The sequence below is a fragment of the Paenibacillus luteus genome, from assembly GCF_006542765.1.
Taxonomy (GTDB): Bacteria; Bacillota; Bacilli; order Paenibacillales; family Paenibacillaceae; genus Pristimantibacillus; species Pristimantibacillus luteus.
In genome coordinates this window covers 47669-62166 of record NZ_SKCD01000044.1, presented here as the reverse complement: position 1 = coordinate 62166, position 14498 = coordinate 47669, and the positions used below count along the sequence as shown (strand labels likewise).

Genomic DNA, 14498 nt, shown 5'->3' with positions numbered 1-14498 from the left:
GCAAATGATTACACTGTTAATCAAAATATGACACCTTATATCGTATGAAGGACATTCGTGTATGGAATAGGCCGATGTACTGAAATTAGTCACATTTAATAATAGCAATTGACATACGATTAGTCCCAATGATATATTGTGCATACACAACATACACAATAATTAAGGAGGCTCGTTATATGCTTGCATTAGATATTAAACATTTAAATAAAAAATATGAGCATTTTCAATTAAAAGACGTTTCTTTTCAACTGGAGAAGGGTTATATTATGGGCTTTATCGGGGCCAATGGCGCAGGAAAAACAACGACTATAAAATCCATTTTGAATTTGATTCATAAGGATAGCGGTGAAATTTATATTTTGGGCAAAGAGATGCTTGAGCACGAACTCGAATTAAAACAAGAAATTGGCTCTGCCTTTGGAGACATAAATTTCTATACTCGAAACAAGATCAAAACATTAACTAACGTAATTAAAAAGTTTTATCGTAATTGGAACGATGATGCCTATTACAATTATTTGAAAAGGTTTAATTTGAATGAAAACAAAAAAATAGCTGAATTATCTACCGGGATGAAAGTGAAATACAGCTTGGCCATCGCTTTATCACACGGTGCAAAGCTGCTTATTCTTGATGAACCCACAAGCGGACTTGATCCGGTTGCCAGAGATAATTTATTGGATATTTTTCAGGAACTCGTAGAAGATGGTGAAATCAGCATCCTGTTTTCAACTCATATTACAACTGATTTGGAAAAATGTGCCGACTATATTACTTTTATCGATAACGGACAAATTATCAATAGCTCTGAGAAAGAAGAATTTATTGATACCTATCGCTTGGTGAATGGGAAAGAAGAACAAATGGATTCGATAAAAGACCAGTTAATTGCCTACAAAAAGAATTCATTCGGCTTTACAGGCTTGATCCATACGAAAGACTTTGATCCATCGTGGGATATAAAATCGGCTTTACCCAATCTTGAGGAGATTATGATCTATTTCTCGAAAAAGGAGAATCTTCATGTATAATTTGCTAATGAAGGAATTAAAGCTGGGCGTAAATCCTTTCTTCTATATCATGCCTTTCTTAACAGGGGCCTTAATGCTAATTCCCTCATGGTTATATTTCCTTGTCCTGCTTTACTTTTGTTTCCTCACGATACCGAACATGTTTGCAGGCTATAAAACGCAAAATGATTTAATATTTACAAGCATGCTGCCTGTAACCAAAAAAGACATCGTAAAAGCAAAAGTATCTGTTATTGTCATTCTGGAATTAATGCATATCCTTATTGCAATGATATATGGCATGATTAGTGTTCGCCTGTATCCGAATCTGATCTACTTATTTTTCAAGCCATCCTTTGGTTTTTGGGGACTATGCTTTGTGATGATTGCGATCTTCAATCTTATTTTTATATCCATGTATTACAAAACAGCATATAAATACGGGGCAGCTACAGTTGTATCCATTACTGCCACTATCCTGTTTGCTGGATGCGCAGAATGGCTCGGCATACAAAATTCGTTCGTGTCTAATCTTTTTAAAGGGGCAGGCACTGAGCATTTGACAACTCATTTATTTATCCTAATCGCGGGCATCATGATCTTTGCAATATTTACGATAATCGCCTATCGTATTGCCATAAAACGATTTGAGAAAGTGGAAATATAATGAACATAGCAATTTCGAACACCTCTGATAAACCAATCTATCAGCAGCTTTTTGAACAAATCAGCGCACAAATTCTCAAGGGCGAACTAGAAACGGGATACAGTTTGCCACCCATACGTCAAGCGGCCACGGAGCTTCGTGTGAGTATCATTACTGTAAAAAAAGCTTGGGAAGAGCTCGAACGAGTGGGGTTGATTTACACCGTAACCGGCAAAGGATGTTTTATAGCCGAGCTCTCTCCCGACGAGATGCTTCAGAAACGAAATGAAATGATCTTGAAGCAAATGATTACCGACACGGAGTATTACAAATCCTTTGGCCTCTCGTTAGAAGAAGCCTTTGAGCTGTTGAAGGAAGTTTACTGAACAGGAATGAAAATAAACCACGTCCTAAGGACGTGGTTTATTTGTTTTATTGGTGCTTTATATTTGATTTAAAGAGATTAGCTTGCTGTCGCCACGAATAGAATTACCCAAAAAGATTGGATAATTCATCTCCATATAAGAATACTACAGCAATAGCTATCAGCAGATTCAATATAGCCGGGAACACTTTTCCAAATGGATGGTTGACTCTAAGATGAGAGAGGATAGCCAGCAGCATCATAATGCCAATCCCTATTCCGGACCATGCGGCAACCTCCGGATACCAATAACCGATGATGAGTCCTATGCATCCAACAATTTGAACATAGCCCGTAATGACGCGAAACCATTGAGGAAGTTTAATTGAATCAAATAGTTCGACCTGATGCTTGGCTCCTGCAATCTTGCTTCCGCCAAAGAAAACCATGGAGAAAAGCAGCCAGCTTTGAAGAACGATGGTTAGTATATGCATGCGAATCCTCTTCCTTTTCCGTTTTTTATTAGACACCATTTGGTGTCCTTTTTTATAATAGTACACAGATACGTATTCTGTAAAGCAATTATTATGAAGGAATTAATGGAAACCAAGAGCTTGATCCCTCACTTCCCTAATAACTTCATAAAAACATAAAAAGACCCGTAGAAGAGCACTTTTTTGAAAGTGTCTATCCTACGGGTCAATGTTCTAATATGGATTCCCACTGCCCATTCGAGCAGCTTCAATTTGAGGAAAGTGCAATTATTTCTTGAAAATTCTAAAGGGAGCGCCAACTGGAAGAAAAACCCGTCCGAAGTGCGCATTCAACACGGCAACACCACATCCGTAGAAAGAAACAATGGCTATGGCCATCTCAGAGTAAGCTGCGAATGTGTGAAAAGCTCCATTCCCTACACCAAATGAATCCAAGCTTAATCCTATGAACAAGAAATCAATCAATACAAAGATAATGAATAGCACCTTATTTGTTTCCATTGCGCCAATGGTCATAAAGAGCGTAAAGATTAAATAGCCAAGAAATACAAATCCTAGCTGCTTAACATCAAGTCCAGATGCTAGTTCCGGGCCAAAAACACCCAATTTAATTAACCAGCTTGCTGCCATTCCAAACCAGAAGAAAGCATACGCTCCAAACGCCGTCATTCCAAATGTATTGTTATGCTTAGCATCTTGAATGCAAGCGAATAGCTGAGCGAATGCACCGAGAAAAATAGCCCAAGGAATGACATAACTGAGTCCAGTAGTGATGCCAAGCTTTTGCGATGAAGCAACCAGCGTGACGATGGCCAAACCAAATAACCCAATTGCACTAGGGTCTGCTGTTACGATTTTTACATTTTGATGTGTCTGTGATGTCATGAACTAAGAAGCCTCCGATTTAAAGTATATCCATTTGAGGACCTATTCTATCACATATCTAACATACTGAATATGTCCGTATATATATTGTCACATTTCATGTCTGTTATTCACAGAAAGTTCACGGATAGTCACATGGATAAGTAGCTCTGTAATAACAAGACCGCTTTAGCCCGATCATTGGTACCGATCTTAGCGTATATATCGCTTAAATAATTTTTAACCGTACCTTGTGTCAAATATAACTGTTCAGCAATCTCCTTTGCATTGCAGCCTTCCACAAGAAGCCTTGCAAGGTCATGCTCTCTTTCTGTCAGCTCAAATTCCTTACCCGCATTTTCAATTCGACTGATCTGGTTACGGATATTAAGGGCAAGCTTGCGAGCCACTTTGCCGGTGAGCAGCAAATTGCCGGAAAGCGCTTCATAGATGAATTGAACAAGCTTGACTCCGTCAATGTCTTTAAGCAAATATCCTGCAGTCCCATTGCATAAAGCTTCTATTATATAAGCATCATCATCGAAGGTCGTTAAGATAAGAATAACCACGTTCGGATGCAGCTCATTGATGATTTTGGTTGCCTCCACCCCTCCCATGCCCGGCATTCGAATATCCATTAGAATGATATCAGGAACGAACAAGCTAAGCCGTTCAAGTGCTTCTTCTCCGCTATAAACCGTCCCAACGACCTCCAAGTCCGAGCGTACCGAGAGCAGCGTTTCCAAACCTTCCAGCATAAGCTTCTGATCATCTACAAGCATGATACTGATCTTGCGATCTGTATTCACTGCTCTTCCCCCTTTGCAACAGGCATATGGACTTCGAGAATGAATCCATTATTCGGCTCACTTACTACGTTTAATTGCCCTCCGATAGCCTGAATTCTATCCTCCATCGAATTCAGACCAAAGCCATAGATGACCGAATCGCTGCCTCTTCCATTGTCCTTTACCATCCATATGAATCGTATCTTGCTGCTCCGTAATCGCAATCTCAACCCTACTCGCCTTGCCATGCTTTAGCGCATTGGTGATCGACTCCTTGATAGAGTTGATCATCACATACTCCTGAAGGGAGATAAGTGGGGTGTTCATCTCAAAAAACAACATAAATTGAACGCCCGTCTGCTGAGCTGTATCATTCATGATTTTATTAATCCTAAAATAACGGCTGTAACGCCGAACAGCTAGGGAATGGACTCCACTCCATGAATGATGACAGCCGGCCAGAAGCTGCGAGTTTTGGCATTTAAAAACCCGTAAAATAGCGAACCTACGATAAACAAAGGAATCTCTGATATTTTATGAAGATGATACGTTGCGAACAAAATGCCATTCACGGCCCAATCCCATTTGCCAAAGGCTCCCTTCATCTTAGGAAGAAGAACGCCACGGAAGAATAACTCTTCCCCAAGGAAATAATTAAACAGACAACTGATTAAAGCAATACCGAGCAAATACCAGGCGCCGACAAATTCAGGTGTCGCCAGGTTTTCAATCCTTGTATAGTCCTGAGGGGCCAATACCGGAAAAAGACGATTAATCGTTTCTTCCATAAACCCGAACAAACCCGAGCTTTCAAAGAAAAAAGCGTACAATATGATTGGAATAGTAAAGGAATATGCGATTTTGTAAACCTTGAACATCTTCGGATGTACCGGATGATTTAACCACAGTCTTTTTTTCAGCCTCTCCCAGCCCAGATTGCCTAATTCTCTTTTCAAGAGAATCATAGATAATACGAACTGCCAAATCATGCCGACAATCATAAGCATTCAATAGAGAATGCCCGGATGGAAAGTGACGATTGGCGCAAGAATCGGCAGTAATACGAATCGGAAGAAAGCCATCGGCAATGCGACCAAAGCCCATAACAACCACATTTTACCAACAATGTATTGTTTTGTTTCCATTTCTCTATTCAACCTTCCCACTCCTTCTAAGGCAAAGTCCATTTCTAAAATAAATATAAAAAAAAAGACCGTCACATGATAAGTGACGATCGTCATCAATCGGAATTAAATAAAATGAACATACGATTGCTAAAATCCTGACATATGCTTTGGCCAACAGTAAGTTTATATTAGCGTTGTACACAAAATGTATGCGCTATCATAACTGCTTCTTTTTATTTTTTTTCCATTCTTCATATATAATCCTTAATCCTTAATGTAGTCAATTTCATGCAAGTTGAATATTTGAGGAGGTGATCTTTATCGTTCTTGAGGGGTAAAAGGAACTCACAGCTGAGAGTAGACATGGTTTTAAAATAATCGTGTTACAAAGGAGAGCGTTGAATGTGGAACTAGTTAAAAACCCAAGAAAAATTAAAGTATTTGGTTTTTTTGTCGCAATAGGCTTAATTCTTAGTTTGATGATTGCCAAACAGGTTTCAGCTGCGGATGAAGATTTCCAGATCGGCGTATTTTGGGTGCCACCTGCTGCTTATACCAACGAGACTCATTACGATTATCTCCAACAAGCACATATCAACTGGATTATTAATGTTGCTTCCACAGATTTGAACACCGTAGAAGTCAACAAACAGATGCTTGAATTAGCGGCTGAAAGAGGCATGAAAGCTGTAGTTGCAGATTCTAGATTCGATAAAGTATATGATAATACAGCTACTGATGCTGAAATTGCTGCAATGGTGAACGACTATAAAGGTCTTCCTGGTTTGGGCGGATATTACGTCATGGACGAACCCTTATTTGAAAATATTACTTACGCGGGACATGCTTATCAACAATTCCTGCAGCATGATCCAGTTTCAGTGCCTTACTTAAACTTATTACCTTATGTTTGGAATAAACCGGAATATGAAGACTATGTGGATCAAATCATCGAAGCAACTCCCGATCTTAAATATTTAACATTCGATAATTATCCGTTTAGAACCAATGGCACAACGAATTTTGACATCTTGGATGATTATTACACGAATTTAAAAATAATTAGGGAAAAGGGCTTGGCTCACAACTTGAAGACTGGCGCCTACATTCAAGCTGCTGGTTACTTTGATATGCGGCGCCCGCTTGGAGACGAATTACGATATAACGTATTTACATCCCTTGCGTATGGTATGAAGGCTCTTTATTGGTTTCCGTATTGGCACCCTGGCGTGCCTTTCGAAGGGGCAATCATTCATACAGACGGAACAAAGACGGATCTGTACGAACCCTTCCAAAACTTGAACGCGCAAATTGAACAATGGGGCCCCACTTTAATGAAATTAAATTCAGAAGATGTTTACCATTCAGGAGTAATGGCAGCTGGAACGAATGCTGTTCCCGCCGACTTTTTCTGGAAGCCTGAGAATACCACAGATAACGTAATCATCTCTTATTTCACCGATGCAAACGGCAGGAAATATATTATGGCAGTTAATAGAGACTACGCCAATACTGCGACGCTGTCTTTCCATGTCAATTCTTCCCCTACTACGATCAAAGAAATTTCCAAAGTTACGGGCAATGAAGTAAGTACGAATTATAATGCGTCAACAGGCGTAATTTCGGCTGAATTTGCTCCCGGTGAGGGACGTCTTTATGCACTGCCGACGGAAGGCATGGGCGAGCTTCTAGTAAATCCAGGCTTTGAAGACGGATTAACGGGCTGGACGGCATACAATCCAAGTACACTGACATCTGTTACCGATCCAGTGAAATCAGGTGCAAATGCGCTTGAAATAAGTGCAAGGAGCATGAACTACACAGGCGCGATGCAGGATATAAAATCAATATTGTTAAGCAACGGGCAAGGCACCTATGATTTCGGAGCTATGCTTCGCACGAAGTCGGAAGATACGCAAACCATGTATGCAAATATCTTCATTAACGATAGTACCGGTGATCATTACTTTAATGGCTCTTTTGTAGAGGCAAATAACGGAGAATGGGTACTTTCATCCGGATCGGCTTACATTACTTGGACGGGCGTCCTGAATTATGCACGAATCTATACGGAATCGGAGGCGGGAACCGGCATTTATTATGTGGATGATTTCAGCCTGAAGAAACCGGATCAACCCGCACAATTCAAAAGCACCTTATCCGCCAATATGAGCTCGATCACATCTGGAACGGAATTTAAAGTAAGCTTTGGACTAAACGATATTACCCACCCTGTCTACGCACAGGACATCAATTTGGATTATAATCCTGCCGTTATGGAATTTGTCTCTGCTAAGTCTTTGAAGGAAGGTGTCAAACTTATCGAGGTGGTTAAGGCACCTACCGGAAAGCTTCGGTTAATTATTGCCAGCGAAGGTCCGGAACACGCGATTACCGGTAACGCGCCAATCATAGAACTAACTTTTAAATCAAAAAAAGTTTCTCAGACAGCATCCGGCTTAATCTCGATTCTTAACGCTATGTTAGCGGACGTACGCGGAAATGAATACCAAGCTGACGCAGCTTCCGTTGCTATAGAAGTAATGAAAGGAGGAGGCTCGGGTGATATAAACGAGGATGGTAAAATATCAATCGGCGATTTAGCCCTCGTTTCCGCTAATTACGGCAAAAACAGCAACAGTTCTGATTGGCAAACGGTCAAGAATGCCGATATTAACGGCGACGGTATTATTGATATCCTCGATCTCTCAGCGATTGCCAAGAAATTAATTAGCTAGAATGAAAAGGGAGGGACTTCTTCCCTCCCTTTCTAATTGCAAGCATGTTTTTACACAATTTCTTAGAAAACGGATTCATCAAAGCTTGCACCCATGGAAAGGAAACTATTATGAAACGTAATTTATTAACTCTTCTAATCATGACTGTGCTTAGTTCGCTCTTGTCGTTTCCAGCGAGCGCAAATGTAGAGAAAACACCAACTTTCCGAATAACCTCTATTGGAGCATCCAATAATCAAGTTGTCGTGAGCATGACAGGTAAAAACGTGGTGGATTTATATGGCTATGAAGCACGATTTACGTTTGACCCTAATCATCTTGAGCTGGTGGAAACGACGTCGACTCTCGGTGGTTTTTCCATATCCCCGAAAATCAATAGCAACGAAATTGTCATCGCCCATACAAAAACCGGTAATGTACTTGGTAAAAGTGGAGATTTTGTGATCGGTACTTTAACCTTTAAGTATAAGCAACTCGGACAATCCACCGTCGCCTGGAAATCAATTAAAGCAGTGGATCACAATTTAGGCTATCAAACGTATTCACTGATGGAAAGTGCTTCCGTTAGTTCAGCGAAAATGGAAACACCCCCACATGTTTTGGGTTCCGTCGACGTGAGTAAGCAAGAGTTGAATAATATCAAAGACGGTAAAGTAGTCATTGAAGTTGCGGACGGAAAGCAAACTGTCCTGCTGCCTGCAAAAGCCGCTGAAATCATCGGCAACAACAAGCTCGAATTGAAGTTTAAGGACTTATCTGTTTACCTTCCGGTGGAAGTGCTGAAAAGCTTGCAGGATCTGTTATCCTTCGATGAAATGGAGGATGCGAAAATTTCCTTCAGCTTCAATAAAGTTTCTCTCGAAGTGAAAAATGATTTATTGACTAAGGCATCGAACAAAGCAAAGGCGAAAATAACGGCTAACGGCGATATCATTGATTACAGCCTATGTGTCATCACTGCAAAAGGCAAAGTGCAGACCCTAACGACATTCAATAAGCCTATTACGGTTAAGCTAAAAGTTAACTATAGCGCACAATCAAGTTTGCTTGGCCACTACTTTATCACTGATAGCGGTGAACTTGAATACGCCGGTGGCGTAATTGCAGAAGGATATATGACCGCAGAAGTAAGCCATTTTAGTAAATACGCTGTACTATCATATGATAAATCGTTTGAAGATGTCTCCGATACGCATTGGGCGATACTTGCAATCAAAGAACTAGCAGCCAAGCATGTCGTAATTGGTGTAAATGATACCCAATTCCTTCCTAACGCTAATATAACGCGCGCTGAATTTGCCGCATTTGTTGTACGTGCTCTTGGGCTAAAAGCAGCAGGAATATCCTCATTTGCCGATGTGAGTAACAAAGCATGGTATGCTTCAATCGTGACCGCTGCCGAAGAAACGGGAATCATTAAAGGGCGCAGCGAGTTTGTCTTTGCTCCAAATGAAACGATTACTCGCGAAGAAATGGCAGCCATCATTGTTCGCGCTTATCAATACAAGACGGGAATCCAGGCAACGGCTGAGCAGCACACTACTTTTATCGATGTGAAAGAAATCTCTGCGTGGGCTAAAACCGATGTGAACACTGCGTTTGAGCTTGGTTTGATTTCAGGGCGCGGGGATTGGCATTTTGCACCGAAAGAATGGTCAACGCGTGCTGAATCATCGCAAATTATCGTTAATCTACTTAAAAAGCTATAGGCGATTGCCAAAATCCAAATAAAAAGAAACCTTCTGCTCGATGCTAAGGTTTCTTTTTATTTGAATATCTTCAGCCTCTACTGCTACAATTCGCCTTCTTTATTTGGTTTGAGAGACGTTTATTACGGTTTTATTGTTTCCGCTTCTTGTTGCAGCTGCTGAATAATGAAGTTGCCGTTTATGATCTTTTCCTTTAAATCCTGTACGGTATAGTAATAATGATTGCTCGCTTCAAATCCTATTCGGGAATCCTTAATAACGAGATTATACAACAGCAGGACATCATCTGCTTCCTCGCCTACGATATCAATGAGCTTACGACGTAATTTAAGACGTGTCTCCTCTTGTTTCGTGTTATGATATCGGTTGCGAGTTCTGACGAATTCGATTTGTAAATAGGTGCTGTGAAAATGAAAATAGGCTCCGGAAGCTGCTGTCATTAAGCTGTCAAACTCGCGCTTGGCCTCGGGAAGTACAAACTTGTGCGATTTTTCGAGCAGCTGCAGTCCCTTCTTCCAACCACTGGATAGCTTTTTAAACTGTTTGGCGAAAACAGGCTCCGGGTAAATTCCCCGCCAGCCCTTAAGATCATCATATGGAAATCCGATCATGGTTGCGTCAAACCCAGTAGGCTCCATATGCAGCAGGTTAGCAGGTCCGTAATTTTGTGGTGCAGCATATAGGACATTCAGATCAAACGGGAATTCTCGAAATGCTCGGCTGAAAGCGTCCGTTGCTTCAGCTATCCATGGTCCAGCCGCACGGCCGAATTTCCCTTGGAGCAGCGCAACGATTCCAGTTAACTCATGGTTATGGTCATCCTGCTCGGTATCCCAATAATATTCTGCGGCTAACTCCAGATTGAGCGAAGGATAACCGCCTAATGTCCAGCTTAGCATTAAAGCGCTGACCCCCGAAGCGTCCAGACGATTCAAATGCTCTTCAAGCTGCTGAAAAACAGGTAGGAACGGTACCGCCGAGCACTCCCAAGTATTGTTGAACTGAACCTTCGCTGCAGTACGTAGCCCACGGGCATTGGCCGCCCGCCAGCTATGCAGTGCCTTTTCTCCAGGCCCGACTATGGACATCGAGTAATCAATAACCTCTCCCGGTATTTCGGCAATATTCGTATGAATCGCTTCTTCACTCACACACATGACGATCGCTTGCTCCGGAAGAGCGTCAATAGCAGAGGCGATATCCTGCTCCGTCCAACCCGCTTGATGGGACCATCCCCATGTCCAGCAAAGAATACGCGCATCCGGTTTCTCCCGAACAGCGCCCTCCACAATCAAACGGTTGACTTCTGCAACAACCTCGCTTGCCTTGCGCTTGCTGCAGCGCGGACAATTCGTCACGCCACCGGCCGCACGCGAATAACAATGCGTCCAGTTCTCCGACATTGTAATCGTAATTAAACCAGCCAAACCAGGCACCTCGTGAAACAAATAGGCTATACTGTTGCTAAGCAGCTGTTGAATATCCGGATGGGAAGTACACAGCATGCCCTGTCCATCCTCGGTATGGCCTTGCCAGCCAGGCTTATCCTCAAAGAAGGAAATAGGCATGGAACGAGGTTCATTACAGTACAAGTAAACGCCGATGCCGTAATGAGCGGCTCGTTCTACCAACTTACGAAGGCCGATTATGCGTTTGTCCGAATCCACGGATAATTCAGGCGCCACCTTCCATGGCACCAAGCTGTACAAAACGCTTTGCAGCCAAATCCCGTTTATGCCTGTTTCGGACAATCTTTCCAAGAGATCGTCGGGGAACGGATTTAATTCAGGCGCGAGAAGCGGATCCCCATATAAGGCGCTGTAAGAATATATGATGCGCGTATCAAACTTTGTTGTCCTTCGGTACTCTCCTGCGATCATATAAGGAACCCTGCGTTTTTGCATCTGCGCGGCAATCCACTGCAGCCCTCTCATGATTCCAGCATCATCAACGGCACTGATCAAGATCTGATTCGTATGAGCATCCGCTGTAATCGTATGACTCTCTGCTAATTGAGTTTTATCCGTTATGATTTCGATACGCATAACAGAACCCTCTAATAAAGCCTTCGAAGAATCTGAGCATTGGAGAATATCCCATTTGATTCCCCAAATCTGTTCATGCTTTGTTACGAATCGTTTGACCGACATTTCCACAGCGGAATTCCCCTGCGGATAAACAATTGTCCACCGCGTATCAAGCCTGAGCTCATCCGGTCTCACATCCCTTACCGCTGCTGCATTTGGTCTATTTTCCACCTTATATTGATCAAGAAAATCAAAAGGCTGCTCTAATCGGCTCAGCTGTGCCGAGGTTTCCGCATGTCTATCGAAGCGCTCAGCCAACGTTTCTTTTATGCGCCTAGTTTGTGCTCGCTGCTCATCGCTTAAAGGCTGATACTGGACAGGCTCCGTCCAAGGCTTCATACTGCCTAACTTGATCCATAAAAAATCGTCCTCTTTCAACGTGAAAGCCAGACGTTCCTCTGTCCATCCGAGCAAATGCAGCAATTGCACGAAGGATAGCAGATGCCAGTTTGCTCGGATGATCGTAATATATCCTCGTTCAAGCCATTTCTGCTCGGTATTCACTAGTGATTCTTCAAGCCCAAGCTCACCAGCCGCTTCTCTAATTTGCGCTTCCGTAGCACTTAGAACTTCGGCGACTCTAGCGATAGGCACCAAGCTCCAATTCCGCCAAATGACTGCCTGCATACGTGTCGGGAAATGCGGAAAATTCAATGCCGGCTTGTCTTGGCTAGCTTGCAGTTCAAGTATCATTGTCACTCCCCCATTCTCCCTTCTAACCTTCTTGCAGAAAAAACTTGATCAAACACACCAACAAAATTATATACATCAAATACATGGTGACAGCTTTCCTCCATTTGCCACGCTCTTTTTTTCACGTCCTCCCATACAAGCTGAGCTTGCACGACCTCTTCTTTATCCAGCAGCTCTAAGCCATGCGTCAGCTCTTTCCAAATGTCTGTATGGAGCTTCATATATTTCCACGAACTGGCGTGGCAATGGTTATCCTGCTTCCTATTATTCTCAATCACAGACTCGAATTGATGAATAAGCGAATTAACGCTCGAAAATAAAACTTCACTGTTAATCACTTTCCGATCAGAGGCCTGATCCAAATTAAGCTCAAAATAAAGTTCTGACAGCTTCATTGCATAGTTCAAGCATGCCATTCCGTCTCTTCCATATGCGCTTGCAAAATAATCCTCTGCGATTTCATTGAAGCTTAGCTCTTTGTTCCATAATGTTCGGGCCATAACCGACATAGGAAGCCCGTTTGGAAAGAAGGATCTCTGCACCTGACAGCTGACAAATCCATTCAAGCCTAACGGTTGCAAATGAAGGATATCTTCATATAATACTTTTGAAATTTGCAAATAACCGGGATCCTTTTGATGCGCCCACATGAAATGGTAATCGAAATCAAAGCTGTCGCCTTGAAATTGATTCCTCCAAGCTTTAAGATAACTTACGTTCCCTTCCACCGATTGCGGTAAATCCAGCTTATTTCTTATAAACAACGGAACATCTGGAACATGGTCAATCGCAGCGAATGACTGTCGATATGTGCGGGTTATCGGAGCAAATTGCATAACGAAGCGGTTTGGATTGACAATCCTTTCATTCTCGGGCGGCCACATCAGCTCATGATAGATGAGGAATACAATTCGGGTTTCCAGCCCACGATTCGTCAAGGCCTGATCTAATTCATTCAATAACTTCACATACAAATCGGATGGCGTTTCAAGCAAACATCGTTCGCACTCACATTGATTATTGGAACCGTCCGACAACCAAAGATGCAGCAAATCGACCTCCGGATGCAAGGATGCATAGAGTTCGATTTCCGTTATCATTTTACGGCGGGCTTCAGGATTCGAATAACAAAGCTCTGTATTAATGGGAATGCCTTCCCACAATTCACGCTTACCATTCACTTGAGCGAAATACGGAGTGATTCCAGGATCGATCTCCTCTTCCCATTTCTCCCAGCTCATCCCCTGGATCCCAAAAGGAGCGCATGTCCACCCATGGCCAACAGCTTGATAAATCATTCCTCTTTTTTGAAGCTCATGCTTCGCCTCAGCGACATAGGTTCTTGCTAATTCCACATTAAAATCGTCGCTGCAAACCTTAAGTGGGTTATTCAAATGGCTGTACCATCGTTCAAAGAAATGATAGCCTTCTCTGAATTGAATGAAATAACTGTTGAATCCAACCTTTGCCATCCAATCGATCATCTCGGTGACATGTTCAACACTAACCGCACCTTCCATACATATCCCTCTGTATCGATAAGAAGCTCGCTCTTTTACATTTATGGCGTAGGACCTAAAATCCGTATGTGGTAAATATTCACCATCGACTCCCGGCCTCACCCATCTGCAGCCTAGCTCAAACAGGAAACGATAGACCGAAAGCAGCACGCTCCGCGGATTTACCCCGGTTATCATTCCTTTACCGTGAGATACTTCTATCATCATCTCATCATCGTAAGGATTCTGTTCACCAGCAATGCATGAAGCAGCTAGAAAATCGTTTGTTAAGCCGATCCATAGACCATTTTCTCTCTTGTCATACTTTTCAACGATTTTGAGAATCATACTGCAATTTGAAATCACTCCTACGTAACGGACTAATTCTTCTGCTGCGTATTGGATCGTTTGATTATCATGTTTAATGACGTAAACACAATTCTCATGCTGCTGGATTAATTCACGTAACATCCTGC

Annotated in this window: 13 protein-coding genes; 5 read left to right on the top strand and 8 right to left on the bottom strand. The window is 42.3% G+C overall.

The window, feature by feature from the left end; all coding sequences use genetic code 11:
• Positions 1–179 precede the first annotated feature (179 nt).
• Genes E0496_RS26360 through E0496_RS26350 form a run of 3 tightly spaced genes read left to right on the top strand, consistent with a single transcriptional unit; the run spans position 180 to position 2045 of the window.
• Positions 180–1034, top strand: a complete 855-nt coding sequence (locus E0496_RS26360; RefSeq protein ID WP_141504728.1) for an ABC transporter ATP-binding protein — start codon at positions 180–182, stop codon at positions 1032–1034.
• A complete protein-coding gene (locus tag E0496_RS26355) occupies positions 1027–1680 on the top strand; it encodes an ABC-2 transporter permease (RefSeq protein ID WP_141504727.1) in 654 nt (217 codons plus the stop codon). The genes E0496_RS26360 and E0496_RS26355 overlap by 8 nt, the downstream gene beginning before the upstream one ends.
• A complete protein-coding gene (locus E0496_RS26350; RefSeq protein WP_141504726.1) occupies positions 1680–2045 on the top strand; it encodes a GntR family transcriptional regulator in 366 nt (121 codons plus the stop codon). Before E0496_RS26355 ends, E0496_RS26350 begins: the two co-directional genes overlap by 1 nt.
• 103 nt (positions 2046–2148) lie before the next feature.
• On the opposite strand, the gene E0496_RS26345 is transcribed toward E0496_RS26350, so the two are convergent.
• From E0496_RS26345 to E0496_RS35690, 6 genes are all read right to left on the bottom strand, one after another.
• A complete protein-coding gene (locus E0496_RS26345; protein WP_141504725.1) occupies positions 2149–2517 on the bottom strand; it encodes a DoxX family protein in 369 nt (122 codons plus the stop codon).
• 267 nt (positions 2518–2784) lie between these two features.
• The gene (locus tag E0496_RS26340; protein WP_141504724.1) at positions 2785–3402 is read right to left on the bottom strand and encodes an acetate uptake transporter; all 618 of its coding nucleotides are present in this window, start codon (positions 3400–3402) and stop codon (positions 2785–2787) included.
• A 131-nt stretch (positions 3403–3533) separates the two neighbouring features.
• Positions 3534–4190: a response regulator transcription factor gene (locus tag E0496_RS26335; protein ID WP_206669872.1), complete on the bottom strand. Its 657-nt coding sequence runs from the start codon at positions 4188–4190 to the stop codon at positions 3534–3536.
• 96 nt (positions 4191–4286) lie between these two features.
• On the bottom strand, positions 4287–4547 hold the full coding sequence (locus E0496_RS26330; protein WP_141504723.1) for a hypothetical protein: 261 nt from the start codon (positions 4545–4547) through the stop codon (positions 4287–4289).
• A 41-nt stretch (positions 4548–4588) separates the two neighbouring features.
• Positions 4589–5125 carry a CPBP family intramembrane glutamic endopeptidase gene (locus tag E0496_RS26325; RefSeq protein ID WP_206669871.1) on the bottom strand — a complete coding sequence of 179 codons (537 nt, stop codon included), beginning with the start codon at positions 5123–5125 and terminating at the stop codon, positions 4589–4591.
• A gap of 51 nt (positions 5126–5176) precedes the next feature.
• A complete protein-coding gene (locus E0496_RS35690) occupies positions 5177–5314 on the bottom strand; it encodes a hypothetical protein (protein ID WP_206669870.1) in 138 nt (45 codons plus the stop codon).
• A 386-nt stretch (positions 5315–5700) separates the two neighbouring features.
• Between E0496_RS35690 and E0496_RS26320 the strand changes: the two genes are divergently transcribed.
• Together E0496_RS26320 and E0496_RS26315 are read left to right on the top strand one after the other, a co-directional pair.
• Positions 5701–8034 (top strand): carbohydrate binding domain-containing protein, encoded by a 2334-nt coding sequence (locus E0496_RS26320; protein WP_141504721.1) that lies wholly within the window; start codon positions 5701–5703, stop codon positions 8032–8034.
• Positions 8035–8078: 44 nt separating this feature from the next.
• Complete coding sequence (locus E0496_RS26315; protein ID WP_141504720.1) at positions 8079–9743, top strand: S-layer homology domain-containing protein; 1665 nt, start codon at positions 8079–8081, stop codon at positions 9741–9743.
• Between the two features lie 122 nt (positions 9744–9865).
• Here the strand turns inward: E0496_RS26315 and E0496_RS26310 are convergent, their stop codons facing one another.
• On the bottom strand, positions 9866–12529 hold the full coding sequence (locus E0496_RS26310) for a hypothetical protein (RefSeq protein ID WP_141504719.1): 2664 nt from the start codon (positions 12527–12529) through the stop codon (positions 9866–9868).
• Positions 12526–14493 carry a DUF4838 domain-containing protein gene (locus tag E0496_RS26305; RefSeq protein WP_141504718.1) on the bottom strand — a complete coding sequence of 656 codons (1968 nt, stop codon included), beginning with the start codon at positions 14491–14493 and terminating at the stop codon, positions 12526–12528. Before E0496_RS26305 ends, E0496_RS26310 begins: the two co-directional genes overlap by 4 nt.
• Positions 14494–14498 lie beyond the last annotated feature (5 nt).